Origin of the sequence: Dankookia sp. GCM10030260, from assembly GCF_042666655.1 — a bacterium.
Classification (GTDB): domain Bacteria; phylum Pseudomonadota; class Alphaproteobacteria; order Acetobacterales; family Acetobacteraceae; genus Paracraurococcus.
In genome coordinates this window covers 159,364-184,188 of record NZ_JBHTDE010000007.1, presented here as the reverse complement: position 1 = coordinate 184,188, position 24,825 = coordinate 159,364, and the positions used below count along the sequence as shown (strand labels likewise).

Here is a 24,825-nt window from a genome sequence, read left to right as displayed (position 1 = left end):
CAAATTCCTACTTCCTTTGCTGCCTGGCCTGCGCCGCCATCCGCACCGCGGCGTTCGGCGCGCCGTACTGCTCGTACCCGCCCCGCCGCTCGACCAGCTCGAAGAAGAAGCGGTCCTGGAAGGCGTGGGTATAGGCGTGCACGAAGCTGCCGCCCTGCGCGTCGCGGTCGTACAGCAGGTGACGCTGTTGCAGGCCCGCGAGCTCGGCGTCGCCGAGGTCGAAGCGCGCCGCCAGGTCGTCGTAGTAGTTCTCCGGGATGTCCAGCATCGGTGCGTCCCGCGTCGCCGCCGCGGCCACATCCGGCGCGGCGAAGGCGATGTGGTGCACGCCGGCGCCGGCATAGGCGGAGACGAAGCGTCCCGTGGTGGTCTGCCGGCTTTCCGAGACATTCAGCGGCAGCCGGAGGCTGCGGTTGGCCGAGGAGAGCGTGCGGCTGCGGACGATGCCGAAGGGGTCGGGCAGTTCCCAGACCGGGTCGGCCTGCAGGCCGAAGACCGCGCGCCAGAACAGCACGAAGCCATCGAGATGCCCGGGCGCGAGCGCCTGCACGACGTGGTCGATGCCGGCGAGCGGCGGCAGGCTGAGCACTGGCGGCGGGGCCAGGGTGAAGTCGTCCGGCCAGATGTCGGCCCCGCTCCGCACCAGGTAGATCAGCGTGCCGTCCGGCGCACGGATGGCGGGGATGCGGTGCTCGCCCGCACCGATCTGTTCCTGCCAGGCCGGGCTGAGCAGCGCCTGGGCCCGGGCCAGGGCGCGGGCGGGATCGTCCACCCGGAGCGCCATGGCGCAGACGGTCGGGCCGAACATCTCGAAGCGCTCGGCGGCGGCGCTGTCGGGTTCGCTGTTGAGCACCAGGTTGACGCCGCCCTGGCGGTGCAACTCGACCGCCTTCGAGCGATGCAGGCCGGCGCGGGCGAAGCCGAGGGTGCCGAGCAGGCCGGCAAGCTGCTCGCGCGATGGCTCGTCGACGGCGAATTCGAGGAATTCGAAGCCGGCGAGGGTCGGGGCCGGCGGCAGCGCCGCGGCCGGGACGGTGGCGGGCGGTGCCTCGGCGCGGACCTCGTCGTCCAGCAGGATCAGGCTGCGCAATGCGTCGCGGGCGATGCGGCGGACCGGGGCGGCGCGGAATTCGTCGTTGAAGACCTCCAGCGAAACCGGGCCGCGATAGCCGGCCCGCAGCACGTCGCGCAGGAAGGGCCCGACCGGCAGGTCGCCCTGGCCGGGGAAGAGCCGGAAGTGGCGGCTCCAGGAGAGCACGTCCATCGACAGCTTCGGCGCATCGGCAAGCTGCAGGAAGAAAAGCTTTTCGGCCGGCACCGCATCGAGGCCGGCGAGGTCGTCGCCGCGCGACAGGGTGTGGAAGCTGTCGAGGATCAGGCCGAGCGCGGGATGGTCGGCCTGCCGCACGATATCCCAAGCCTGGCGCCAGAGGCTGGTCCGCCGGCCCCAGGCCAGCGCCTCGAAGCCGACCCGCAGGCCACGGGCCGCGGCACGCTCCGCCATCTCGCACAGGTCGGCGCTGGCGCGTTCCGGCTCCGGCAAGGTCGCTGCTTGGGTATTGCTGCAGACCAGGATGAGGTCGGTGCCGAGCGCCTGCATGGTGTCGAACTTCCGCTCGGCGCGGTCGAGGTTGCGCCGGCGCTGCGGCTCCGGCATCGCCTCGAAGTCGCGGAAGGGCTGGTAGATGGTCACGGCCAGCCCGAGGTCGGCGCACATCCGGCCGACCGCCTCGGGCGAGCCGTCATAGGTCAGCAGGTCGTTCTCGAAGATCTCGACCCCCTGGAAGCCGGCCAAGGCCGCGGCTTCCAGCTTGTCCGGCAGGGTGCCGCTGAGGCAGACGGTGGCGATCGACTTCGGCAGGGTCATCGGTGGGTATCCCGTCCGGTTCAGACCTCGAGGAAGACCGTCTCGCCCTCGCCCTGCAGGCGGATGTCGAGGGTCCAGGTCCCGGCGCCGGCCGGCCGCGCGATCAAGGTCGCCCGCTCTGCCGGATCCTCGATCGCGGCGAGCAGCGGGTCGGTCTCGTTCGACGCCTCGCCCTGGAAGTAGATGCGGGTGCGCAGCGCGGTCATCAGGCCGCGGGCGAGCAGCACCACGGACAGATGCGGCGCCTGGGTCTGGTTGCCGTTGCCCGGCACCGCTTCGGGCTTCAGGGTGACGAAGCGGAAGCGGCCCTCGGCATCGGTCGCGCTGCGGCCGTAACCGGGGAAGCGCTCATCCGCCGGCGGGCTGGACTGCCAGATCTCGACCGCGGCATCGGCCACGGCATCGCCGGCGCCGTCGGTGATGCGGCCGGTGACCTCGATGCGCTCGCCCTCGGCGCCGAAGCGCGTGAGGTCGGCCCATTCCTTGTGCTCGATCAGGTGCCAATAGGGGCCGATCGTCTGGCTGGCGGTGGCGGCGGGCATCAGTGCGCCTCCTCGAAAGGGGTCGCGCCGCGATCCTCGAAGGGGGTCGCGCCGCGACCACGCAGCACGATGTCGAAGCGGTAGCCGAGCGCCCATTCCGGCTCGGTGACGTCGAGGTCGAACTTGCTCACCAGACGCTCGCGCGCGCCGGCATCGGCGACGCCGTGGTAGACCGGGTCGAGCGCCAGCAGCGGATCGCCGGGGAAGTACATCTGGGTGACCAGGCGCTGGGCGAAGCCGCTGCCGAACAGCGAGAAATGGATATGCACCGGCCGCCAGGCATTGTGGTGGTTGCGCCAGGGATAGGCGCCCGGCTTGATGGTGACGAAGCGGTAGTGCCCCTGGGCATCGGTGAAGATGCGGCCCTCGCCGGGGAAGTTGGGATCGGCCGGCGCGTCGTGGGTATCGCGCGGATGGGCGTAGCGGCCGGCGGCATTGGCCTGCCAGACCTCGACCATGGTGTTGGGGACGGGGCGGCCTTCCTCGTCCGTCACCCGGCCGGCGACGATGATGCGCTCGCCCAGCGGTTCGCCCTTCGCCTGCCTCGTCATGTCGCCGATCGCGGGGAAAAGCGCCGGGGTGAAATGCGGGCCGGTGGTCTCGGAGACGGTCTGCGCCAGGCTGCGCAGGGCGCGCTTCGGGTGGCGCAGATGCGTGCTGCCATAGGCGGCGTGGTCCAGCGGCGGCTGGGTGCCGGCCGCGAAGGGCCGGAAGGGCACGGTGTCCGACATGCCTGTGTCTCCTCCTGGGCGCGGTGCCCGGCGGGCACCGCGGGATGAAGTCTAGTGCCGGTCGGGGCCGGCGGCGATGCGCCTATTCCAGGGTGATGCCGCGGGACCTGATGACCTCGCCCCATTTGCTGCTCTCGGCGACGACCTGCTGTGGCCAGGCCTCCGGCATCCCGACATCCGGGAAGATCGAGCCGTTGCGCAGCTTCTCGACAATCTCCGGGCTTTGCAGCGCGGCGGCCTTGGCGGCGGCAAGCTTCTGGATGATCGCCGGCGGGGTACCGGCGGGGGCCAGCAGCGCGAAGTCGGAGGAGCATTCGTAGCCGGGATAGCCGCTCTCGGCGATGGTCGGGACCGTGGGCGCCAGCGGGTTGCGCTGCGGCGAGGAAACGCCGATGGCGGTGACCTGCTTGGCCGCGATCAGCGGCAGCGCGGTGACGGCATCGACGAAGGCCATCTCCACCTCGCCGCTGATCAGCGCCTGTACCGCCGGGGCGCCGCCCTTGTAGGTGACGTTCTGCACCTCGATCCCGGCCGAGCGCAGGAACAACTCGGTCGCCAGATGGGCCGAGGAGCCGGCGCCGGAGGAGGCGTAGGAAAGCTTGCCGGCCGCTGCCTTCGCCTTGGCCACGAAGCCCTTGATGTCGGTCACGCCAAGCTTGTTGCTGGCGCAGAGGAAGATCGGCGTGGTGGCGACGCGGCCGATGCCGGCGAAGGATTTCTCGTCGTCGTAGCCGCGCTGCGGGAACAAATGCCGCGCCATGGCATAGGTGGAGTTGACGCCGAGCAGCAGGGTATAGCCGTCCGGCCGGGCGCGGGCGACGGAGGCATGGCCGATGGTGCCGCTGGCGCCGGGGCGGTTGTCCACCACCACGTTGCCGCCAAGCGCCGCCGACATGCCCTGGGCCAGGACGCGGGCGACGAAGTCGGTGGACCCGCCCGGCGCCCAGGCGACGACGAGCGTCACGGGGCGGCTGCCGGAGTAGTCGCCCTGGGCGAATGCCGGGCGCGCGGCCAGGCCGAAGGCGGCGGCCAGGCCAAGCTGGCGGCGGGTGAGATGCGTCATGGCGGTTTCCTCTCCTCGTCTCTTCGCGGACCGCCGGCCTAGAGCGCGGCGTTGACATGTACGTACCGGATAGTACATAAACTTCGCAATAGAAAAAACCGGAGCCGAACGCCATGACCGCCCAAGCCCCCTCCCCAACGGCACGCCGCCCCTTGTTGCTCGGGCTGATCGGCACCGGCATCCAGCTGTCCCGCACCCCGGCGATGCATATGCGGGAAGCGGCGGCGCAGGGCGTCGGCTGCGTCTACCGGCTGATCGACCTGACCGAGCTGGGCCTCGGCGCCGAGGCGCTGCCGGAGCTGCTGGTGGCCGCCGAGCGGATGGGCTTCGACGGGCTGAACGTCACGCATCCCTGCAAGCAGGCGGTGGTGCCGCTGCTGTCCGAGTTGTCGCCGGAAGCCGCGGCGCTGGGCGCGGTGAATACCGTGGTGCTGCGCGGGGGCCGGCGGATCGGCCACAACACCGATTGCTCCGGCTTCGCCGAGGGGTTCCGCCGCCAGTTGCCGGATGTGGCGCTGGGTCGCGCCGTGCAGCTTGGTGCCGGCGGTGCCGGAACGGCGGTGGCGGAAGCGGCGCTGCGGCTCGGCATCGGCACGCTGACCCTGTTCGACATGGACCGGGCACGGGCGGAGGGCGCGGCGGCGGCGCTCTGCGCCCGGCACGGCGCGGGGCGGGCGGTCGCCGGCACCGACCTGGCCTCGGCGATGGCGGCGGCCGACGGCCTCATCCACGCGACGCCAACCGGCACCGCGGCGCATCCCGGCCTGCCGCTCGACCCGGGCCTGCTGCAGGCGCGGCACTGGGTCAGCGAGATCGTCTATTTCCCGCTGGAGACGGCGCTGCTGCGCACCGCCCGGGCCAAGGGCTGCCGCACCGCCCACGGCGGCGGCATGGCGGTGTTCCAGGCGGTGCATGCCTTCGGCCATTTCTCCGGCCTGATGCCGGATGCAGACCGCATGCTGGCGCATTTCGCCAGCCTGTAAGCGGTTACGGCCGCAGCCAGGCCAGCACCGCCTCGACGATCATCACCCGATGCGCCGCGACATGCTCCGGCGCGGTCAGGTCGCGGCGGAAGATCGCCTGCAGGGTGTGGCGGTTGGAGACGCGGTAGAAGCAGAAGCTGCTGATCAGCAGGTGCAGGTCCACCGCATCGACCCGGGCACGGAACACGCCCGCATGTTCCCCGCGGTCGAGCAGCGTCCGCAATGTGCGGATCACCGCGTCGTTGCGTTCGGCGACGGAAGGCGCCTGCTGCAGGTGCCGGGCGCTGTGGATGTTCTCCACCGCCACCATGCGGACGAATTCCGGATGCGCCGCGTGGTAGTCGAAGGTCACCTCGATCAGCCTGCGCATCGCCGCGACCGGGTCCAGGCGGTCCAGGGCCAGCGCCTGCTCGGCGTCGCGGATGCCGCCGTACATTTCCTCCAGCACCGCGGCGTAGAGGCCTTCCTTGCTGGCGAAGTAGTAGTAGATCATCCGCTTGGTGGTGGCCGTGCGCGCCGCGATCTCGTCCACCCGGGCGCCGGACAGACCCTTGTCGGCGAATTCCACCAGCGCCGCGTCCAGGATGTTGCGGCGGGTCTGGTCGGGATCGCGCAGGCGCGGACGCGGCGGCGCAGCGGTGTCGGGCATCGCCTATGAACCTACTGGTTAGTCCATAGATTAGCACGGAAGCGGCGCCACGCCGCCAGTGTCTTGCGGTGTCCCGCATTTTCCCGGAACACGAGGGCAAGACCAAAGGGGGCGACGGCATGGCGGAGACGGTGACGGTGCGGCAGGCCACCATGGCGCTGCTGCGGGACTGCGGCATGACCACCGTCTTCGGCAATCCCGGCTCGACCGAGCTCGGCTTCCTCGACCGCTGGCCGAACGACTTCCGCTACGTCCTGGGACTGCAGGAAGCCAGCGTGGTGGCGATGGCCGATGGCTATGCCCGGGCCAGCGGGCGCGCCGCCTTCTGCAACCTGCATTCGGCCGCCGGCCTCGGCCATGCGCTGGGCAATGTCTTCACCGCGCATCGCAACCAGGCGCCGCTGGTGATCACCGCGGGCCAGCAGGCGCGCAGCCTGCTGCCGCACAACCCCTTCCTCGGCGCCACCGACGCGGCAAGCTTCCCCAAGCCCTATGTCAAATGGTCCTGCGAGCCGGCCCGGGCCGCGGACGTGCCGGCCGCCATCGCCCACGCCTTCCATGTGGCGATGCAGCGGCCCTGCGGCCCGACCTTCGTCTCCATTCCCAGCGACGACTGGGCGGCGCCGACCCGCCTGCCGTCCCCGCGCCGGACCAGCCAGGACATGGCGCCCGACCCGGCGCTACTGGCGGACTGCACCGCGGCGCTGGCGGCGGCGCGCAGCCCGGTGCTGGTGATCGGGCCGGAGGTGGACGCCGAGGCCGCCGGACCCGCCGCCGTCGCGCTGGCGGAACGCCTGCGCGCACCCGTCTGGGCCAGCCCCTTCTGCAGCCGCATCGCCTTCCCCGAGGACCATCCGCTCTTCGCCGGTTTCCTCGCTGCGGCGCCGCCGGCCATCGCCGCCGCGCTGGCGCCGCATGACCTGGTGCTGGTGCTCGGCGCGCCGGTCTTCACCTTCCATGTCGCCGGCGACTGCGCCCTGTTCACGGCAGGCACGCCGCTGTTCCAGCTCAGCACGGATGGCGAGGCGATCGCCGCGGCCGGCACCGGCACCGGGATTCAGGGCAGCCTGCGGCTCGGCCTGCCGGCGCTGGCGGCGTTGGTCCCGCAGAGCGACCGCACCCCGCCGCCGCCCCGGCCGCGGCCGGCACCGCCGACGGCCAGCCGCCCGATCGGCGCGGAATACCTGTTCCACACCTTGTCCCGTCTGCTGCCGCGGGATGCGGTGGTGGTGGAGGAAGTGCCCTCGCACCGCCCGGCCCTGCAGGCGCATCTGCCGATCCGCGACTGGGGCGGCTTCTACACCATGGCAAGCGGCGGCCTCGGCTATTCGCTGCCCGCCGCGGTCGGCATCGCGCTGGCGCATCCCGGGCGGCGGATCGCCGCGATCATCGGCGACGGCTCGATGATGTATTCCATCCAGGCGCTCTGGACCGCGGCGCAACAGGCGCTGCCGCTGGCCGTCATCGTGGTCAACAACGGCGGTTATGGCGCCATGCGCAGCTTCAGCCGGGTGATGGGGACGGAAGGCGTGCCGGGCATCGACCTGCCCGGGCTGGATTTCGTCGCGCTGGCCCAGGGCATGGGCTGCCCCGGCCTGCGGGTGGACGACCCGGCGCTGCTAGCCGATGCCCTGGCCGCGGCGCTGCGCCACGCAGGCCCGATGCTGGTCGAGGTGGCGGTCGATGCCGCCATCCCAACGCTCTACCACAAGTCCTGAGGGGGAGACGCGCATGCCGCCGACCACCACCCCGCGGCGCCGCGCCCTGCTCGGTGCCGCCGCGCTGCTGCCTGCCGCGCAAGCCCGGGCACAGGCGCCCTGGCCGGCGCAGCCAATCCGCTTCGTCGTCCCCTTCCCGCCCGGCGGCCTGGCCGACCTGCTGGCCCGGCCGCTGGCGGCGCGGCTGCCGCAGTTGCTCGGCCAGCCGGTGATCGTCGAGAACCGGCCCGGCGCCGGCGGCAACATAGGCGCCGACCTGGTCGCCAAGGCGACACCCGACGGATACAGCTGGATGCTGGGCTCGATCGGCACGCTGGCGGTCAACCAGTTCCTCTATGCCCGGATGCCCTTCGAGACGCGCAGCGCCTTCGCGCCGACCAGCCTGCTGGTGAACACGCCGAAGGTGATCGCGGTCGGTGCCGGCAGGCCGTGGACGTCGCTGGCCGACCTGATCGCCGCGGCGAAGGCGGCGCCCGGCACGCTCAGCGCCGGCTCGGCCGGCAACGGCACCAGCCTGCATATCGCGCTGGAGCTGTTCAAGCGGCAGGCCGGCGTGGATATCGTGCATGTCCCCTATCGCGGCGCGGCGGCGGCGCTGACCGATCTGGTGGCCGGGCGCATCGACCTGATCATCGACAACGTCCCGAACATCCTGCCGCAGCTGCGCGACGGCGGCGCGCGGCCGCTGGCGGTGGCGACGCCCGGCCGGCTGCCGCAACTGCCCGCTGTGCCGACCACGGCGGAGGCCGGGCTGCCGGGCTTCCTGTTCGGCACCTGGTTCGGCCTGGCCGCGCCCGCCGGCACCCCGTCGCCGATCCTGGCCCGCATGGCGCAGGCGGTGGACACCGCGCTGCAGGACCCCTGGATCGGCGGCCGCTTCGCCGAGCAGGGCGCCATCGTGGGCGGCGGCACCCCGGCGCAGTTCGCCGCCTTCATCGCGCAGGAGACGGCGCGGCTGGAGCCAGTGATCCGCGAGGCCGGCATCCGCGCGGAGTAGGCGGGCCTGGAAAAGAAGAAAAGAAAGATCGGGGAGAAAAATGAATTTCCTTCCCAAATCCGTCCTTTGCTTTCTGTGGGTCGGGCTTTCACCGCGCGGCAGATGCCAGACCCACAGAAATAGAGGTTGGTCCAGGGAGGATACTTCCTCCCTGGCCTTGCTTCCTCGCCAGGCTCAGAAGGCCAGCTGCACCTTCATCGCCCGGCTGCGGTCGCCGGCCAGCTCGAACGCCGCGACGGCCTCCGCCGCCGGCAGGGTCGCGGTCAGCAGCGGCATCGGGTCGATCGCACCGCGGCCGAGCAGTTCGACCGCCAGCGGGAATTCCTCCTGGAAGCGGAAGGTGCCGCGCAGCGCGATCTCCTTCGCCACCAGCGCCGAGAGCGGCAGGGTCACGTCGCCGCCGAGGCCGAGTTGCACGATGGTGGCGCCGGGCCGCGCCACCTCGATCGCGGTCTTCAGCGCAGCGGCGCTGCCGCTCGCCTCGAAGACCACGTCGAAATGGCCCTTGTCCACGGCATAGCCGCGCAACGCATCGGGGTCCTCGGACACGGCCACGGTGCGGTCGGCGCCCATCCGCCGCGCGGTCAGCAACGGGGTGGAGAGCAGGTCGGTCACCACGATCTCCCGCGCCCCGGCATGCCGGGCGACGGCGACCGCCAGCGTGCCGATCGGCCCGGCGCCGGTGACCAGGACACGGGCGCCCATCAGCGGCCCGGCCTGCTTCGCCGCATGCAGGCAGACCGACAGCGGCTCGGCGAAGGCCGCCAGCGTGGTGTCCATGCCGTCCGGCAGCGCGACGGCGCGCGCCGCCTCGCAGACCAGGGTCTCGGCGAAGCCGCCCTGTACATGCGGCAGCCGCATCGCGCTGCCGTAGAACCGCATGTCGAGGCAGTGGTTGGGCTGGCCCCCGAGGCAGAAGCGGCACGCGCCGCAGGGCAGGCTGGGGTTTATTGCGACGCCCGCGCCGAGCGCGAGGTGGGAGACCCCCTCCCCCAGCGCGTCCACGGTGCCGGCGACCTCGTGCCCCAGCACCATCGGCTCGCGCAGCCGGACCGCGCCGAAGCCGCCATGCTGGTAGTAGTGCAGGTCGGAGCCGCAGATGCCACCCGCCCGGATGCGGATACGCACCTGGCCGGGGCCGGGCTCCGCCGGCGCATGATCCTCGACGCGAAGATCCTTCGGCGCATGAATGACGACGGCGCGCATCACTTGACCTCCGTGAGCAAGGGTTGTCCGGCGAAATGCGCCGCCACGTTGTCGCGCATCAACTGCCCCATGGCCTTGCGGGTCTCGACCGTGCCGCTCGCGGCATGCGGCGCGAGCAGCACATTCGGGAAGCCGGCGAAGGCCGGATCGATCGCCGGCTCGTTCCAGAAGACGTCGAGGCCGGCCATGCCGATCCGGCCGGCACGGATCGCGTCCAGCAGCGCCGCCTCGTCGCAGCAGGACCCGCGGGAGACGTTGATGAAGATGCTGCCGGGCCGCAGGGCCTCGAAGGCGGCGCGGTCGATCAGCCCCTGGGTGGTCGGGCCGCCCATGGCGCAGCAGATCAGGATGTCGACGGTCGGCGCCAGCGCCGCCGGGGTAGGGTGCCACGCGTAGGGCACATCGTCCTTTGGGGTCCGGCCGCTGTAGCTGATCCGCATCCCGAAGCCCTCCGCCCGGCGCGCCACCGCGCGGCCGATGCGGCCGAGGCCGACGATGCCGATGCGCTTGCCCCAGACCCGGGTGGTCAGCGGCATGGAGCCTTCCTGCGCCCAACGCCCGTCCCGCACCCAGGCGTCGGATCCGGGGATCTCCCGCGCGACGCCGAGCAGCAGGGCAAAGGCCATGTCGGCCACGTCCTCGGTCAGCACGTCCGGGGTATTGGTCACCGGGATGCCGTGCGCGGCGCACCAGCCCTTGTCGATGGCGTCGATGCCGACGCCGTAGCAGGCGACCAGGCCGAGCTTCGGCAATCGCTCCATCAGCGCGGCAGAGGCACCGATCTCGCCCTTGGTGACGATGGCGCGGATGCCGGGTGCGTGCTCGGCCAGGAAGGCGGCCTCGTCCGGTGCCTCGTACAGCAGCCGCAGCGTGTACCGCTCGGCCAGCGGCGCCAGGTCCCAATCGGGGAGGACGCCCATGACCAGAAGCTCCGGCTTGTCCAACTGCGCCTCCCCTGCTTGTCTCGCGCGCCTGTAGGGGATGGAAGCATGTCGCTCAAGCTGTTCGATCTGACGGGGCGGCGCGCCCTGGTCACCGGCTCCAGCCAGGGCATCGGCCTGGCCCTCGCCCGCGGGGTCGGCCTGGCCGGCGCCAGCGTGGTGCTGAACGGCCGGGACGTGGCGAAACTGGAGAAAGCCGCAGCCGGGCTCCGCGCCGATGGCGTCGCCGCGGTGGACATCGCCGCCTTCGACGTCACCGACAGCGCCGCGGTCGATGCCGGCGTCGCCCGGATCGAGGCCGAGCACGGCCCGATCGAGATCCTGTTCAACAATGCCGGGGTGAACCTGCGCGGCGCGCTGGACGCCATGCCGGACACGACGTGGCACGAGGTCATCGCCACCAACCTTCACAGCGCCTTCTACTGCGCCCGGGCGGTGGCCAAGGGGATGATCGGCCGCGGCCATGGCAAGATCATCAATACTTGCAGCGTGATGAGCATGCTGGGCCGGCCGACCACCGGCCCCTACACCGCGTCGAAAGGCGCGATCGGCATGCTGACCAAGGCGATGTGCGCCGACTGGGCGCAGCATGGGTTGCAATGCAACGGCATCGCGCCGGGCTATTTCAGCACCGAACTCACCGCCCCGCTGCGGGCCAATACCGAGTTCAACGACTGGCTCTGCAAGCGGACGCCGGCCGGCCGCTGGGGCGAGTTGCCCGAACTGGTCGGCGCGGCCGTCTTCCTGGCCTCGGACGCCGCGTCCTACGTCAACGGCCATTTGCTCTATGTTGACGGCGGGCTGACAAGCGTGGTTTGAGCAGCCCCAATCCCACCGGAGGAAATCCCATGCTTCTGCGCAAGCGCTTCTTCGCCGGCGCCGCCCTGGCGGCACCCGCGCTGTTCACCAGCGCCGCACAGGCCCAGCAGGCCGGGCCGATCACCACCGGCGACATCATCAAGCGCGGCAAGGCACGGATCGGCGTCGTCACCGGCGCCCCGCCCTTCGGCATGGTCGACCCCCAGGGCAACGCGATCGGCTACGACATCGACGTGTCGAACCTGCTGGCGAAGTATCTCGGCGTGCCGGCCGAGATCAGCTCGCTCACCCCGCCGTCCCGCATCCCGGCGCTGGAGTCCGGCAAGGTCGATTTCCTGTGTGCCACGCTCGGCGCGACGCCGGAACGCGCGCGGACAGTCATGTTCACCATGCCCTACAGCGCCTTCCGCATGATGATCATGGCGAAGAAGGGCAGCCCCATCGCCAAGCTGGAGGACCTGGTCGGCAAGAAGGTCGGCGTCCCGCGCGGTACCCCGCAGGAACAGGCGCTGGTCCGCAAGGCGCCGAAGGGCACCCAGATCGTCCGCTTCGAGGACGACGCCACCAGCGCCCAGGCGCTGATCGTCGGCCAGATCGACGCCTGCGGCATCCCCGACACCATCGGCGGCGAGATCGCCAAGACCCGCCCCGAGGCCGGGCTCGAGAACAAGTTCCTGCTGTTCAACCAGCCGAACTGCATGACCGTCCGCAAGGACCAGTTCGAGATGCGGCAATGGCTGCAGAACACCATCTACTTCATGAAGGGCAACGGCGAGCTCGACGAGCTCTCCACCAAGTGGACCGGAAGCCCGCTGCCGGCCGATCTCGCCGTCTTCTAGATGGGGTTCCAGTTCCAGTTCGGCGCGGTCTTCGCCCGCAGCGACCTGCTGCTGGAAGGGCTGCTGCAGACGCTGCAGCTCGCCGGCATCGCCATCGTCTTCGGCGGGCTGCTCGGCACGCTGCTGGCGGCGCTGCGCGGCCTGGCGCCGCGCGTGATGGGCGTGCTGATCGACATCTATGTCGAGCTGATCCGCAACACGCCCTTCCTGGTCCAGCTGCTGATCATCTATTTCGGCCTGCCCTCGATCGGCGTGATGCTGAGCGCCGAGCAGGCGGCGCTGATCGGCCTCGTCGTCTATCTCGGCGCCTATGTGACCGAGATCGTCCGCGCCGGCATCGAGAGCGTGCACAGAAGCCAGATCGAGGCCGGGCTCTCGCTGGCGCTGACCCGCTGGCAGGTGTTCCGCCACATCGTGCTGGCGCCGGCGATCGCCCGGGTCTGGCCGGCGCTGGCCAGCCAGTTCGTGCTGGTGACGCTGGCGACCTCGGTCTGCTCCTTCATCTCGGTGCAGGAGCTCTCGGCCCAGGCGTCCAACATCGAATCCGATACGTTTCGGAGTTTCGAGACCTACATCACGGTTGCACTGATCTACCTCGCCGTCGCGCTGACCTTGCGGATGCTGCTGGCAGGCCTTGGCGCGCTCGCCTTCCCGGCCGGCTCGGGGCTCGGCCGTCTGCGCGGGCAGTCGGGCGCATGATCCGCGAGTTCACCCAGTCCGAGTTCATCTTCATCCTGACCTCGGCGCGCTGGACGCTGCTGCTGACGGTGCTGGCGCTGGCGCTGGGCGGGGTGTTCGGCTTCGTGGTGGCGATCGCCCGCACCGCGCGGCTGGCGCCGCTGCGCTGGCTGGCCACCGGCTGGATCGGCCTGGTGCAGGGCATCCCGGTGCTGATCCTGTTGTTCCTGTCCTATTACGGCCTGTCGATGCTGGGTTTCGACCTGCCGCCGATCGTCGCCGCGTCGATCTCCATGGCGCTCTATGCCAGCGCCTATCTCGGCGAGATCTGGCGCGGCTGCATCCAGGCGGTGCCCTGGCAGCAATGGGAGGCCTCGACCGCCCTGGCCTTCTCCCGGCCGCAGCAATACCGCTACGTCATCCTGCCGCAGGCGATGCGCATCGCGGTCGCGCCGACCGTGGGGTTCATCGTCCAGTTGGTGAAGAACACCTCGATCGTCTCCATCATCGGCGTGGTCGAGCTGGCCCGCGCCGGCAACCTGGTCAACAACGCCACCTTCTCGCCCTTCAAGGTGTTCGGGACGGTGGCGCTCATCTACTTCGTCATCTGCTGGCCGATCTCGCTGCTGGCCCGGCGCCTGGAAGGGAAGCTCAATGCCAGTCGTGCGGGTTGAGGGCGTCCACAAGAGCTTCGGCGCGGTGGAGGTGCTGAAGGGCATCGACCTGAGCGTCGAGCCGGGCGAGGTCGTTGCCATCATCGGCCGCAGCGGCTCGGGCAAGTCCACCCTGCTGCGCTGCATCAACGGGCTGGAGCAGATCCAGGCCGGGCGGATCGAGGTGGCCGGGCATTCGCTGGACGCCAGCGCCCGCGGCCTGCGCGACCTGCGCAAGGATGTCGGCATCGTCTTCCAGAGCTACAACCTGTTCCCGCATCTGCGGGTCGGCGAGAACATCATGCTGGCGCCGCGCGTGGTGCTCGGCGTCTCGAAGGCCGAGGCGCGGTCGCGGGCGGAGGAGGTGCTGGCCGAGGTCGGCCTGGCCGAGCGCTTCGAGGCCTGGCCGGACAACCTCTCGGGCGGCCAGCAGCAGCGCGTCGCCATCGCCCGGTCGCTGGCGATGCGGCCGAAGGTGATGCTGTTCGACGAGGTGACCAGCGCGCTCGACCCCGAGCTGACCGGGGAGGTGCTGGCGACCATGGAGCGCCTGGCCGCGCATGGCATGACCATGCTGCTGGTGACGCACGAGATGGCCTTCGCCCAACGCGTGGCGACCACCACGGTCTTCATGCACCAGGGCAAAGTGTGGGAGATGGGACCGTCTGCAAGGATCTTCGGCGCGCCGGAGACGGCGGAGCTGAAGCAATTCCTGGGCGGCGGGCTCAAATAGCCTGCCTGCCGCGGCTTGACGCCGCGGCGTGACCGGGGAAAGTTGCGCCCGGATAGATAGCCAGCGAACCAAAGGGAGGGCCACGACGCCCATGAGCATCAATGGCAAGGCCTATATCGTCGGGGCCTATGAGCACCCGACGCGCAAGGCCGACAATACGTCGGTGGCGCAGCTGCATGCCGAGGTCGCCTATGGCGCGCTGCAGGACGCCGGGCTGAGCAAGGACGACATCGACGGCTATTTCTGCACCGGCGCCGCCCCCGGCCTCGGCCCGCTGAACATGGCCGACTATCTGGGGCTGACCAAGCTCAAGCACCTCGACAGTACCGATGTCGGCGGCAGCAGCTATGTCCTGCATGTCGGCCACGCGGCCGAGGCGATCGCGCTGGGCAAGTGCAGCATCGCGCTGGTGACCCTGGCCGGCCGGCCGCGGGCCGAGGCGATGGCGACCGGCACCGCGCCGCGCACCTGGGGCGCCAACGTGCCGGACGACCCCTTCGAGATGGTCTATGGCCGTACCGTGGCCAATGTCTATGCGATGTGCGCCATGCGCCACATGCATGAATTTGGCACCACGAGCGAACAGCTCGCCTGGATCAAGGTGGCCGCCAGCCACCATGCCCAGTGGAACGAGCATGCCATGCTACGCAAGGTCGTCACGGTCGAGGACGTGGTGAACTCGCCGATGGTGTCGGACCCGCTGCACCGCCTCGATTGCTGCGTGATCTCGGATGGCGGCGGCGCGCTGATCGTCACCACGCCGGAGATCGCCAGGTCGCTCAAGCGTCCGCTGGTCAAGGTGAAGGGCGCCGGCGAGGCGACCAAGAACCAGAATGCCGGCTATACCGACGTCACCTTCTCCGGCGCCCGCTGGTCCGGCGCCCGCGCCTTCGAGGAAGCCGGCGTCCGGCCTGCGGACATCCAGTACGCCTCGATCTACGACAGCTTCACCATCACCGTGCTGATGCAGCTGGAAGACCTCGGCTTCTGCGAGAAGGGCCAGGGCGGCAGGTTCGTCTCGGACGGCAACCTGATCAGCGGCGTCGGCAAGCTGCCCTTCAACACCGATGGCGGCGGGCTCTGCAACAACCATCCCGCCAACCGCGGCGGCATGACCAAGGTGATCGAGGCGGTGCGGCAGCTCCGCGGCGAGGCGCATCCGAAGGTCCAGGTGCCGGGCTGCACGCTCGCCCTGGCGCATGGCACCGGCGGCCTGCTCGGCACGCGGCATGGCAGCGCAACCGTCGTCCTGGAAAGGGTGTGACACCGATGGCAACGCCAGCTTCGAACCGGGCGCTCCCGGCGATCAACGTCGATCCGACCAACAAGCCGTATTTCGACGCGGCCCGCGAAGGCCGGCTGCTGATCGGCCTCTGCAAGGATACCGGCAAGTTCTTCTGGTACCCGCGCGGCTGCTCGCCCTTCACCCTCTCGAACAATGTCGAGCTGGTCGAGGCCAAGGGCACCGGCACGATCTACACCTACACGGTGATGCGGACGAAGGAGCCGTACAGCGTCGCCTATGTCGAGTTGGACGAAGGTGTCCGCATCTTCACCAACATCGTCGATTGCGACCTGGATAGCCTGAGGATCGGCCAGAAGGTGAAGGTCGTGTTCAAGCCGACGCAGGGCGATTCCCCGCCGGCGACGATGTTCACGCCGGCCTGACAACCAGTGGTGGACGGTGCGGCCGCAAGCGGCGCCGCACCGTTCGTCGCGCTGGCATTCCGCATAGGATTCCGTCCAGCATCGGCGTGTTCGAAGCGGAAGGGTCGCCATGCGTCGCAGGATGTTGCTGGGCCAGGCCATCACGATCTGCCTCGCCGCCCGCACCGCACGGGCTGCCCCTCCCGATGCCGCGTCCCTCGCCCCGCTGCTGCACCCCATGCTCGGGCAACATGGCCTGCCGGCGCTGGCCGCGGCGGCGGTCCAGAATGGCCGCATTATCGCCGCCGGCGCGGTCGGCACCCGCCGTTGGGGCACCGATGCGCCGGTCACCCTCGACGACGCCTTCCATATCGGCTCGGGTACCAAGGCGATGACCTCGCTCCTGGTGGGGATGCTAATCGAGCAGGGCAGGCTGCGCTGGGACACCACCGTCGCCGAGGCCTTCCCCGACCTCGCCGCCGGCATGGATGCCGGGCTGCGCGGCGTGACGCTGACGCAGCTTCTGTCGCATACCGGCGGCCTCCCCTCGGACAACGAGGTCTTCGACCGGCTGCTCGGCCAGTCCTTCCTGCAGCCGGGCAACCTCGACGCGCTGCGCACCTGGCTGGTCGGGCAATGGAGCACCCAGCCGCTGGCCTCGCCGCCCGGCAGCCGCTTCGCCTATTCGAACTTGGGCTACATCATGGCCGGCGCCGCGGCGGAACGGGCCGCCGGAAGTACCTGGGAGGAGTTGGTCGCCGCCCGGATCTTCGGCCCGCTCGGCCTGGCCACCGCCGGCTTCGGCCCGGCGGCACGGCTCGGCCGGGTGGACGCGCCGCTTGGCCACCAGATCAAGCCGGATGGCACGCCGGAGCCGGTGCTGGCCGGCCCGAACGGCGACAACCCGGTGATCATCGGCCCGGCCGGCACGGTGCATCTCTCGGTGCTCGACTTCGCCGCCTGGGCCGGCTGGCATGCGGGCGAAGGCAGGCGCAGCCCGGCCCTGGTGCGGCCGGAGACGCTGCGCCGGCTGCATGCCCAGGTCGTCGCCATGCCGCCGCGGCCGGATGCGGCGCCGGGCACGCCGGGCCGCGGCGGCTACGCGCTCGGCTGGGGCCTGCTCGACCATCCCTGGTCGACCGAGCCCTTCCTGCAGCATGCCGGCTCGAACACGCTGAACCTGGCGCTGGTGGTGGTGCAGCCGACCCGCGACTTCGCCATGGTGATGCAGACCAATATCGGCGGCGCACGGGCGGAGACGGCGCTGAACGCGCTGGCCGAAGCGATCTACCGGCAATACGGCCCCGCCCGCGCCTGAGGCCGCCCCCATTGCACGCCCGCCCCGGCCTGCCCTACCTGTCTGGCCGAGGACGGGAGACAGATGCATGACGGCAAGCCAGGCTCCGGCGGGCGCGAACGAAGCCATGGTGCTGCGGCACGACGAGGGCCCGGTCGCCGTCCTGACCCTGAACCGCCCCGCCGCGCGCAACAGCCTCTCCCGCGCCATGCTCGCCGCGCTGCAGGCGGCGCTTGACGGCGTGGCGGGCGACGACGCCATCCGCTGCGTCGTCATCGCCGCCGAGGGTCCCGCCTTCTCCGCCGGCCACGACATGAAGGAGATCACCGCGCACCGCAGCGACGCGGATGGCGGCCGCGCCTTCTTCGAGGCGACCATGGCGGACTGCGCCAAGGCGATGCAGGCCGTGGTCAGCCTGCCACAGCCGGTGATCGCCGCGGTCGAGGGCATCGCCACCGCCGCCGGCTGCCAGCTTGCCGCGAGCTGCGACCTGGTGGTCGCCGCCGAGGCCGCGAAATTCTGTACACCCGGCGTGGATATCGGCCTGTTCTGCACCACCCCGGGCGTCGCCCTCGCCCGTGCCGTGCCACGCAAGGCGGCCATGGAGATGCTGCTGCTGGGCGAGATGATCCCGGCCGCAGAGGCGCAGCGCATGGGATTGGTCAACCGCGTGGTGCCGCACGGTACCGCGCTGACCGAAGCCCTCGCCCTGGCGCAGCGGGTTGCCGCGCGGTCCGCCGTGGCGCTGCGCCTCGGCAAGCGCGGCTTCAACGCCCAGGCGGCGCTGCCGCTGGCCGAGGCCTATGCCGCAGCCGGTACGGTCATGGTAGAGAACCTGCTGGCCGAGGATGCCGCCGAGGGGATCGGCGCCTTCCTGGCCAAGCGCACGCCGGAGTGGCGGCATCGGTAGGAACGACGACATGGCCGCGCAGGACTACGACACGGGGCTCGCCCGCAACCCCGCCAACCACCAGCCGCTGACGCCGCTGCTGTTTCTGGAACGCGCGGCGACGGTCTTCCCGGACCATATCGCGGTCGTCCACGGCGCGCTGCGCCGGCCCTACAAGACGCTGCGGGACCGCTGCGTGCGGCTGGCCTCGGCGCTCGCAGCGCGGAGCATCGGCCGCGGCGACACGGTGGCGGCGCTGCTGCCGAACACGCCCGAAATGCTGGAATGCCACTACGGCGTGCCGATGGCCGGCGCCGTGCTGAACACGCTGAACACAAGGCTCGATGCCGCGACCATTGCCTATATCCTCGACCATGGGGAGGCGAAGGCAATCCTGGTGGACCGGGAATTCGTCCCCCTGCTCCGCCTGGCGCTGACGCAATGCCAGGCGCAGCCGCTGGTGATCGAGGTCGCCGACCCGGAAGCCGGCGAGGCGGCCAACGCCAATACCGTGGGCGGCCTCGACTACGAGGCGCTGCTGGCGGCGGGCGACCCCGGCTTCGCCTGGCTGCTACCCAACGACGAATGGGACGCCATCGCGCTCAACTACACCTCGGGCACCACCGGCAAGCCGAAGGGCGTGGTCTACCACCATCGCGGGGCGCAGCTGCTGGCCACCGGCAACGTGCTGTCCGCCAGCATGGCGCGGCATCCGGTCTATCTCTGGACCCTGCCGATGTTCCATTGCAACGGCTGGTGCTTCCCCTGGACCGTCACCGCCGTCGCCGGCACCCATGTCTGCCTGCGCGCGGTGCGCGGCGCCGCCATGTGGGCGCTGATGGCCGAGCACGGCGTGACCCATATGTGCGGCGCGCCGATCGTCATGTCGGCGCTGCTGGACACGCCCGCGGCGCAGAAGCGGGACCTGCCGCACCAAGTGCAGTTCGTCGTCGCCGGCGCGCCGCCGCCGGAAGCGGTGCTAGCTGCGATGCGCGCCGCCGGCTTCGCGGTGCTGCATGTGTATGGCCTGACCGAATGCTACGGCCCCGCGGTGGTCAACGAGTGGAACGGCGCCTGGGACGCCCTGCCGCCGCCGGACCAGGCGAAGCTGATGGCCCGCCAAGGCGTCCGCTACCAGGCGCTGGAAGCGCTCGACGTCCGCGACCCCGACACCATGCAGCCCGTCCCGGCGGACGGCACGACCATGGGCGAAGTCATGATGCGCGGCAACGTGGTCATGAAGGGCTACCTGAAGGACGAAAAGGCGACCGAATCCGCCTTCGCCGGCGGCTGGTTCCATACTGGCGACCTCGCGGTGAAGTATCCGGACGGCTACATCCAGCTCAAGGACCGCTCCAAGGACATCATCATCTCGGGCGGCGAGAACATTTCCTCGATCGAGGTGGAGGACGCGCTGTACAAGCACCCGGCGGTGATGCTGGCTGCCGTGGTCGCCAAGCCAGACGAGAAATGGGGCGAGGTACCCTGCGCCTTTGTCGAGCTGAAACCTGATGCCGCCGCCACCGAGGCCGAGCTGATCGCCCATTGCCGGCAGCACATGGCGCCCTTCAAGGCGCCGAAGGCGATCATCTTCGCCGAATTGCCGCGGACCTCCACCGGCAAGATCCAGAAGCACATGCTGCGCAGCCAGGTCCGCGCCGTCTGAGCGGGGAAATCCGGTTCGGGGGCTGGCGGCCTACACGCCGCGATGCTATCCCGCCCGCGTCGGAGCGTGGCGCAGTCTGGTAGCGCACTTGTCTGGGGGACAAGGGGTCGTGGGTTCGAATCCCGCCGCTCCGACCATCCGGCGCTCAGCGGGCCGTCCGCTGCCCCCCGCGCCATTCATCCACCAGCTTCCGTTCTTCCACCAAATCGCGCTGCAGGTCGCGTAGCGTCCGCTCGCGCTCGGCCAAGCGTCGTTCGACCGCCTCGAAATCCGGTTGCCGCTTGGCTGGCTCGGCCGTCGGGGCAGGTGCAGGCGCCGCTGCGACGGCAGGTTCCTGCCGGGGTGCGGTCGTGCGGCGGACGGGTCGCTGCCGCGGCATCGGCGGCGGGGTCCAGGCCGGGGCAGAGACGGCGGCCCGCCCGGGCAGGAAGCTGGTATCCGGCGGAAGCGCCGGCGTCGCGCGGCGCAATCGGTCGAAATCCGCCGTGGTCTGGTTGATGATGTCGCCGCTCGGCCCGGTCTGCAGCGGCCAGGATTGCGCCCGCGCCTCGCCCGCCGCCAGCAGCCCTATGGCGAGCAGCACCCCGCGGCGGATCATGCTGCTACCCCAGGGGTCTCAAGCGTCACGCGGAGGCCCGGCGCGGCGTCCTCGAGCGTCAGCACCATGCCATGCAGGTCGGCCACCGCCTTGACCAGGGCCAGGCCGAGCCCGGTTCCCGGGGTCGCCCGCGCCGCATCCAGCCGATGGAACCGCCGCAGCACCGCATCGTGCGCCTCCGCCGGAATGCCCGGCCCGTCATCCACCACGGTCAGCACCGCTCCACCTGCCGGTTGCGCCGTGAGCCGGATCTCGATCCGACCACCGGAACGTCCGTGCTTCACCGCGTTGTCCAGGATATTGGACACCATCTGCGTTACCAAATCCCTGTCGCCGAGGATGAATACATCAGGTGTGATTTTCACTTCGAATGCCTGGCCCCGCGCCTCGGCCGCCGGCGCATGCACCTCGGCCACCGCCTCCGCCACCACGGCCAGGTCGAAGCGGGCGAAGGCGGCGCGGCGGGCGCCGCTTTCCGCCTGGGCAATGCGTAGCAGCGCGGCGAAGACGTCCAGCAATTGATCCGCGTCCTGGATCGCGCCCTCGGCCATGCCGCGCCAGGCGGCATCGCCCTCCGCAGTCCGCAGCGCCGCCTCAAGCCGCTGCCGCAGCCGGCTCAGCGGCGTGCGCAGGTCGTGCGCGATGTCGTCGGTCACCTGCCGCAGCGCCTGCATCAGCGCCTGCACCCGATCCAGCGTGGCGTTGATCCGCCGCGCCAATTGGTCGAACTCGTCGCCGCCCCGCCGCACCGGCAGGCGATGGCCGATCTCCCCCGCCTCCACCCGCGCCAGCGCGGCCGCCATCGCGGTGGCCCGCCGCGTCACCCCGCGGCCGATCAGCAGGCCGCCGCCGAGGCCGAGCAGCAGCGCCGTGCCGCCGACCCAGCCGGCGGCCGAGAGCAGGAAGCCCTCCAGCTGCCGCACCGGCGCCAGGTCCCGCCCCACGACGATGAAGCCGCCCCCCGGCAGCGCCGTGCCGAGCGCCAGCAACGCCGCCTCCACCCCGGCGCCGGAGACCTGCAGCCTTTCCCAGCCCGGCGCCCGCGGCGCGGCGGCGAGGTTGCCGGCCAGCCGCCGCCCGTCCGGCGCGGCCAGCAGGAAATACTGCGTGCCGCTGCGGTCGGCCGCCATGCGTGCCTCGATCGACAACGCGACCGAGGCCGGCCCACCAAGCCGCACGGCCTGCAGCAGCACCGCCGAGTCGCGTTCCACCTCCTGCGCCAGCTGGCGCAGGGCGAAGCCGGTGGTCGCCCACCAGGCGACGCCCGAGAGCGCGAGCGTGCCGAACAAGGTCAGCACCAGATGCAGGAAGGTGATCCGCCAGGCGGTGCTGCCCCACCAGCGCGGCCGATCCGCGCCCGCGTCAGTCCGGGGCACGAAGGCAGTAGCCGGCGCCGCGCATGGTATGGATCAGCGGCGGCGCGCCGTCCCGGTCCAGCTTGCCGCGCAGGCGGCTGATATGCGTCTCGACCACACTGGTCTTCGGATCGAAATGGAAGTCCCAGACGCCCTCCAGCAGCATGGTCCGCGTTACCACCTGGCCGGCGCGGCGCAGCAGGTACTCCAGCAGGCGGAATTCACGCGGCTGCAGCTCGATCCGCTGGCCGCCGCGGGTGACGCTGCGCCGCAGCAGGTCCATCTCCAGGTCGGCCACCCGCAGCACCGTCGCCTCGGCGCTCAGCGGCGGCCGGCGGGCGAGCGCATTCAGCCGCGCCAGCAATTCGGCGAAGGCGAAGGGTTTGCCGAGGTAGTCGTCGGCGCCGGCCTCGAGCCCCTCGACCCGGTCGCCGATCCCGGCCCGCGCCGTCAGGAACAGCGCCGGGGTGCGGATGCCGGCCGCCCGCAGCGCCCGCACCAGGCCGAGCCCATCCAGCTTCGGCAGCATCCGGTCCACCACCAGCACGTCGTAGCCGCCGTCGCTGGCCAGAAAGAGCCCGTCCCGCCCATCCGCCGCGCGGTCCACCACATGCCCGGCCTCGGTCAGGCCGCGCGCGACATAGTCGGCGGTTTCCGCATCATCCTCGACGACCAGTATCTTCAACGCGGCCTCCGGGCTGCAGCCCTGTTGCCGGTGTAGCGCGAAGCGGCGGCCTGGGTCCCATACGGATCGGTATGGTTCGGGCGAGGCTGCCGGCAAGCGCCGGGCGCTTTGATGGCCCCATGCCGCCCGAACGGGTGGCGCTCCCATGGAGGACCGCATGCCCATTCCGAATCGCCGCATCCGCACGCTCGCCGCCGGTGCCCTGGCGCTTGCCCTCGGCACCACCGCCCTGACCCCCTTCGTCTTCCAGGCCGAGGCCCAGCCGGCCGCGCCGGCGACCGGCACCGCGATCGCCCTGCCCCGCCCGGCCGGCCCCGACTTCGCCGACCTCGCCGCCCGCGTCGGCCCGGCCGTGGTCCGCGTCACCGTCACCGGCCATGCAGAGGCGCAGCAGGTCGCCGACCTGCCGCCCGAGCTCCGCGGCACCCCCTTCGAGCGCTTCTTCCAGCAGCAGCAGCGCCAGGGCGCCAAGCCGCGCCGGACCATGGGCCAGGGCAGCGGCTTCATCATCGACGCCAGCGGCTATGTGGTGACCAACAACCACGTGGTCGGCGAGGCCGACACCGTGCGCGTCGAGCTGGCCGATGGCCGCGAGCTGCCGGCCAAGGTGGTCGGCACCGACCCGAAGACCGACATCGCCCTGCTGAAGGTCGAGGCCGGCGCCGACCTGCCCACCGTGAAGTTCGGCGACAGCGACCATCTGCGCGTGGGCGAATGGGTGCTCGCGATGGGCAACCCCTTCGGCCTCGGCGGCACCGCGACCTCGGGCATCGTCTCGGCGCGCGGCCGGCAGATCGGCGCGGGGCCCTATGACGACTTCATCCAGACCGATGCCTCGATCAACCCGGGCAATTCAGGCGGCCCGCTGTTCAACACCGCGGGCGACGTGGTCGGCGTGAACACCGCGATCTTCTCGCCCTCCGGCGGCAATATCGGCATCGGCTTCGCCGTCCCGGCGGCGCTGGTGCAGAACGTGATCACCCAGCTCCAGGCGAACGGCAAGGTCGAGCGCGGCTGGCTCGGCGTGTCGATGCAGAAGCTGGACGCCGAACTCGCCGGCGCGCTGTCCATCAAGGACGCCAAGGGCACGCTGATCGGCGGCGTCGAGCGCGACGGGCCAGCGGCCAAGGCAGGCCTGCAGCCGGGCGACGTGGTCACCGCCGTCGGCGAGCGGGCGGTCACCCAGCCGCGCGACCTGGCCGAGGCGGTGGCGGCAGTGAAGCCGGGCGGCAGCATCACCCTGCACGTGCTGCGCGACGGCAAGGCGATGGAGCAGAAGGTCACCCTCGGCCAGACGCCGGATGCGCGGGAAGCCCGCGCGAATGCCGAGGAGCGCCAGTCCCAGGGCAATCTCGGCCTGGCCCTGGCGCCGAGCCGCGGCGGCGAAGGCGCGGTCATCGCCGAGGTGCGGCCGGACAGCGTGGCTGCCAACCAGGGGCTGCGGCAGGGGGACGTGATCCTGCGGGCCGGCGACCGGGCAGTGAAGGTGCCGCGCGACGTGGCCGAGGCGGTCGGCGCGGCGCGGAAGGACGGCAAGGCGGCGATCGCCCTGCAGGTCGAGCGCGAGGGGGGGCGGGCCTTCCTGGCACTGCCGTTGAAGGCTTCCTGACCATCATCCGGGGAGGGCGCTGCCCTCCCTGGACCCACCCGCCAAAGGCCGAAGGGCCTTTGGCAACCTCAAGTCAGGCGATGCTGCAGGCTTCGGCGAAATCCAGCCGGGGGAGCTTGCCGAAGACGCCGGCGGGGTCGCCGTGGCCCAGGTTGCAGAGGAAATTCGATTTCACCGTGGTGCCGGCGAAGAAGGCCTCGTCCACCTTCGCCTTGTCGAAGCCGGACATGGCGCCGACATCGAGCCCGACCGCCCGCGCCGCCAGCATCAGGTAGGCGCCCTGCAGCGTGCCGTTGCGGAAGGCGGTCTCCTCCGCCAGGGCCGGGCTGCTGGTGAACCAGGACCGCGCATCCGCATGCGGGAACAGGGCCGGCAGCTTCTCGTAGAACATCGTGTCGATGCCGACGATGACCGTCACCGGGGCCGACATGGTCTTGTCCAGGTTGCCGGAGGAGAGCGCCGGCTTCAGCTTCTCCTTGCCCTCCGGCGTGGTGACGAAGACGAAGCGGGCGGGCGAGCAATTCGCCGAGGTCGGGCCCATCTTCAGGATGTCATAGAGCCGGTGGAGCTCCGCCTCGCTCACCGGCTCCGGCTTCCACTTGTTGTGGGTGCGGGCAGTCAGGAACAGCGCGTCGATGGCGGCCTGGTCGATCATTCTCG

Annotated in this window: 25 protein-coding genes and 1 tRNA gene; 15 read left to right on the top strand and 11 right to left on the bottom strand. The window is 71.0% G+C overall.

Annotated elements, in window-relative coordinates; translation table 11 throughout:
- Positions 1-7 precede the first annotated feature (7 nt).
- The 4 genes from ACFQS7_RS21265 to ACFQS7_RS21250 all read right to left on the bottom strand — a co-directional run bounded on the left by ACFQS7_RS21265 (position 8) and on the right by ACFQS7_RS21250 (position 4,203).
- On the bottom strand, positions 8-1,867 hold the full coding sequence (locus tag ACFQS7_RS21265; RefSeq protein WP_380069141.1) for a bifunctional sugar phosphate isomerase/epimerase/4-hydroxyphenylpyruvate dioxygenase family protein: 1,860 nt from the start codon (positions 1,865-1,867) through the stop codon (positions 8-10).
- 20 nt (positions 1,868-1,887) lie between these two features.
- Positions 1,888-2,409, bottom strand: a complete 522-nt coding sequence (gene pcaG / locus ACFQS7_RS21260) for a protocatechuate 3,4-dioxygenase subunit alpha (protein WP_380069140.1) — start codon at positions 2,407-2,409, stop codon at positions 1,888-1,890.
- Complete coding sequence (pcaH, locus tag ACFQS7_RS21255; protein WP_380069139.1) at positions 2,409-3,140, bottom strand: protocatechuate 3,4-dioxygenase subunit beta; 732 nt, start codon at positions 3,138-3,140, stop codon at positions 2,409-2,411. Before pcaH ends, pcaG begins: the two co-directional genes overlap by 1 nt.
- Before the next feature lie 82 nt (positions 3,141-3,222).
- Positions 3,223-4,203, bottom strand: coding sequence for a Bug family tripartite tricarboxylate transporter substrate binding protein (locus ACFQS7_RS21250; RefSeq protein ID WP_380069138.1), 981 nt, complete (start codon positions 4,201-4,203; stop codon positions 3,223-3,225).
- Between the two features lie 113 nt (positions 4,204-4,316).
- Between ACFQS7_RS21250 and ACFQS7_RS21245 the strand changes: the two genes are divergently transcribed.
- A complete protein-coding gene (locus tag ACFQS7_RS21245) occupies positions 4,317-5,186 on the top strand; it encodes a shikimate dehydrogenase (protein ID WP_380069137.1) in 870 nt (289 codons plus the stop codon).
- Between the two features lie 4 nt (positions 5,187-5,190).
- Here the strand turns inward: ACFQS7_RS21245 and ACFQS7_RS21240 are convergent, their stop codons facing one another.
- Entirely contained in the window at positions 5,191-5,835 is a 645-nt protein-coding gene (locus ACFQS7_RS21240; RefSeq protein WP_380069136.1) for a TetR family transcriptional regulator, read from the bottom strand.
- 68 nt (positions 5,836-5,903) lie between these two features.
- Here ACFQS7_RS21240 and mdlC point away from each other — a divergent pair, with 68 nt between their 5' ends.
- Both mdlC and ACFQS7_RS21230 read left to right on the top strand, forming a co-directional pair.
- Positions 5,904-7,553, top strand: a complete 1,650-nt coding sequence (gene mdlC / locus ACFQS7_RS21235; RefSeq protein WP_380069135.1) for a benzoylformate decarboxylase — start codon at positions 5,904-5,906, stop codon at positions 7,551-7,553.
- Positions 7,554-7,566: 13 nt separating this feature from the next.
- Entirely contained in the window at positions 7,567-8,550 is a 984-nt protein-coding gene (locus ACFQS7_RS21230; protein WP_380069134.1) for a Bug family tripartite tricarboxylate transporter substrate binding protein, read from the top strand.
- Positions 8,551-8,724: 174 nt separating this feature from the next.
- Here ACFQS7_RS21230 and ACFQS7_RS21225 read toward each other — a convergent pair whose 3' ends face one another.
- Positions 8,725-9,756, bottom strand: coding sequence for an L-idonate 5-dehydrogenase (locus ACFQS7_RS21225; protein WP_380069133.1), 1,032 nt, complete (start codon positions 9,754-9,756; stop codon positions 8,725-8,727).
- Entirely contained in the window at positions 9,756-10,700 is a 945-nt protein-coding gene (locus ACFQS7_RS21220; protein ID WP_380069132.1) for a 2-hydroxyacid dehydrogenase, read from the bottom strand. The genes ACFQS7_RS21225 and ACFQS7_RS21220 overlap by 1 nt, the downstream gene beginning before the upstream one ends.
- Positions 10,701-10,745: 45 nt before the next feature.
- Here ACFQS7_RS21220 and ACFQS7_RS21215 point away from each other — a divergent pair, with 45 nt between their 5' ends.
- The 11 genes from ACFQS7_RS21215 (at position 10,746) to ACFQS7_RS21165 (ending at position 20,055) form a co-directional block, all read left to right on the top strand.
- Complete coding sequence (locus tag ACFQS7_RS21215) at positions 10,746-11,516, top strand: SDR family oxidoreductase (protein ID WP_380069131.1); 771 nt, start codon at positions 10,746-10,748, stop codon at positions 11,514-11,516.
- Between the two features lie 29 nt (positions 11,517-11,545).
- Entirely contained in the window at positions 11,546-12,355 is an 810-nt protein-coding gene (locus ACFQS7_RS21210) for a transporter substrate-binding domain-containing protein (RefSeq protein WP_380069130.1), read from the top strand.
- Positions 12,356-13,054, top strand: a complete 699-nt coding sequence (locus ACFQS7_RS21205; protein WP_380069129.1) for an amino acid ABC transporter permease — start codon at positions 12,356-12,358, stop codon at positions 13,052-13,054.
- A complete protein-coding gene (locus ACFQS7_RS21200) occupies positions 13,051-13,707 on the top strand; it encodes an amino acid ABC transporter permease (RefSeq protein ID WP_380069128.1) in 657 nt (218 codons plus the stop codon). Before ACFQS7_RS21205 ends, ACFQS7_RS21200 begins: the two co-directional genes overlap by 4 nt.
- Positions 13,688-14,419 carry an amino acid ABC transporter ATP-binding protein gene (locus ACFQS7_RS21195; RefSeq protein ID WP_380069127.1) on the top strand — a complete coding sequence of 244 codons (732 nt, stop codon included), beginning with the start codon at positions 13,688-13,690 and terminating at the stop codon, positions 14,417-14,419. Before ACFQS7_RS21200 ends, ACFQS7_RS21195 begins: the two co-directional genes overlap by 20 nt.
- 91 nt (positions 14,420-14,510) lie before the next feature.
- The gene (locus tag ACFQS7_RS21190; RefSeq protein ID WP_380069126.1) at positions 14,511-15,683 is read left to right on the top strand and encodes a thiolase domain-containing protein; all 1,173 of its coding nucleotides are present in this window, start codon (positions 14,511-14,513) and stop codon (positions 15,681-15,683) included.
- 5 nt (positions 15,684-15,688) lie between these two features.
- Positions 15,689-16,087 carry a Zn-ribbon domain-containing OB-fold protein gene (locus ACFQS7_RS21185; protein ID WP_380069125.1) on the top strand — a complete coding sequence of 133 codons (399 nt, stop codon included), beginning with the start codon at positions 15,689-15,691 and terminating at the stop codon, positions 16,085-16,087.
- Between the two features lie 109 nt (positions 16,088-16,196).
- Complete coding sequence (locus ACFQS7_RS21180; RefSeq protein WP_380069124.1) at positions 16,197-17,384, top strand: serine hydrolase domain-containing protein; 1,188 nt, start codon at positions 16,197-16,199, stop codon at positions 17,382-17,384.
- Positions 17,385-17,451: 67 nt separating this feature from the next.
- Positions 17,452-18,273 carry an enoyl-CoA hydratase gene (locus ACFQS7_RS21175; protein WP_380069123.1) on the top strand — a complete coding sequence of 274 codons (822 nt, stop codon included), beginning with the start codon at positions 17,452-17,454 and terminating at the stop codon, positions 18,271-18,273.
- A 10-nt stretch (positions 18,274-18,283) separates the two neighbouring features.
- Positions 18,284-19,918 (top strand): acyl-CoA synthetase, encoded by a 1,635-nt coding sequence (locus tag ACFQS7_RS21170; protein WP_380069122.1) that lies wholly within the window; start codon positions 18,284-18,286, stop codon positions 19,916-19,918.
- Positions 19,919-19,978: 60 nt separating this feature from the next.
- A tRNA-Pro gene (locus tag ACFQS7_RS21165) sits at positions 19,979-20,055 on the top strand.
- A gap of 8 nt (positions 20,056-20,063) precedes the next feature.
- Here the strand turns inward: ACFQS7_RS21165 and ACFQS7_RS21160 are convergent.
- Genes ACFQS7_RS21160 through ACFQS7_RS21150 form a run of 3 tightly spaced genes read right to left on the bottom strand, consistent with a single transcriptional unit; the run spans position 20,064 to position 22,556 of the window.
- On the bottom strand, positions 20,064-20,516 hold the full coding sequence (locus ACFQS7_RS21160) for a hypothetical protein (protein ID WP_380069121.1): 453 nt from the start codon (positions 20,514-20,516) through the stop codon (positions 20,064-20,066).
- Positions 20,513-21,892: a sensor histidine kinase gene (locus ACFQS7_RS21155; RefSeq protein ID WP_380069120.1), complete on the bottom strand. Its 1,380-nt coding sequence runs from the start codon at positions 21,890-21,892 to the stop codon at positions 20,513-20,515. The genes ACFQS7_RS21160 and ACFQS7_RS21155 overlap by 4 nt, the downstream gene beginning before the upstream one ends.
- Positions 21,879-22,556 (bottom strand): winged helix-turn-helix domain-containing protein, encoded by a 678-nt coding sequence (locus ACFQS7_RS21150; protein ID WP_380069119.1) that lies wholly within the window; start codon positions 22,554-22,556, stop codon positions 21,879-21,881. Before ACFQS7_RS21150 ends, ACFQS7_RS21155 begins: the two co-directional genes overlap by 14 nt.
- A gap of 157 nt (positions 22,557-22,713) precedes the next feature.
- Here ACFQS7_RS21150 and ACFQS7_RS21145 point away from each other — a divergent pair, with 157 nt between their 5' ends.
- On the top strand, positions 22,714-24,165 hold the full coding sequence (locus ACFQS7_RS21145) for a Do family serine endopeptidase (protein ID WP_380069118.1): 1,452 nt from the start codon (positions 22,714-22,716) through the stop codon (positions 24,163-24,165).
- A 73-nt stretch (positions 24,166-24,238) separates the two neighbouring features.
- Here ACFQS7_RS21145 and ACFQS7_RS21140 read toward each other — a convergent pair whose 3' ends face one another.
- Positions 24,239-24,820 carry a malonic semialdehyde reductase gene (locus ACFQS7_RS21140; RefSeq protein WP_380069117.1) on the bottom strand — a complete coding sequence of 194 codons (582 nt, stop codon included), beginning with the start codon at positions 24,818-24,820 and terminating at the stop codon, positions 24,239-24,241.
- Positions 24,821-24,825 lie beyond the last annotated feature (5 nt).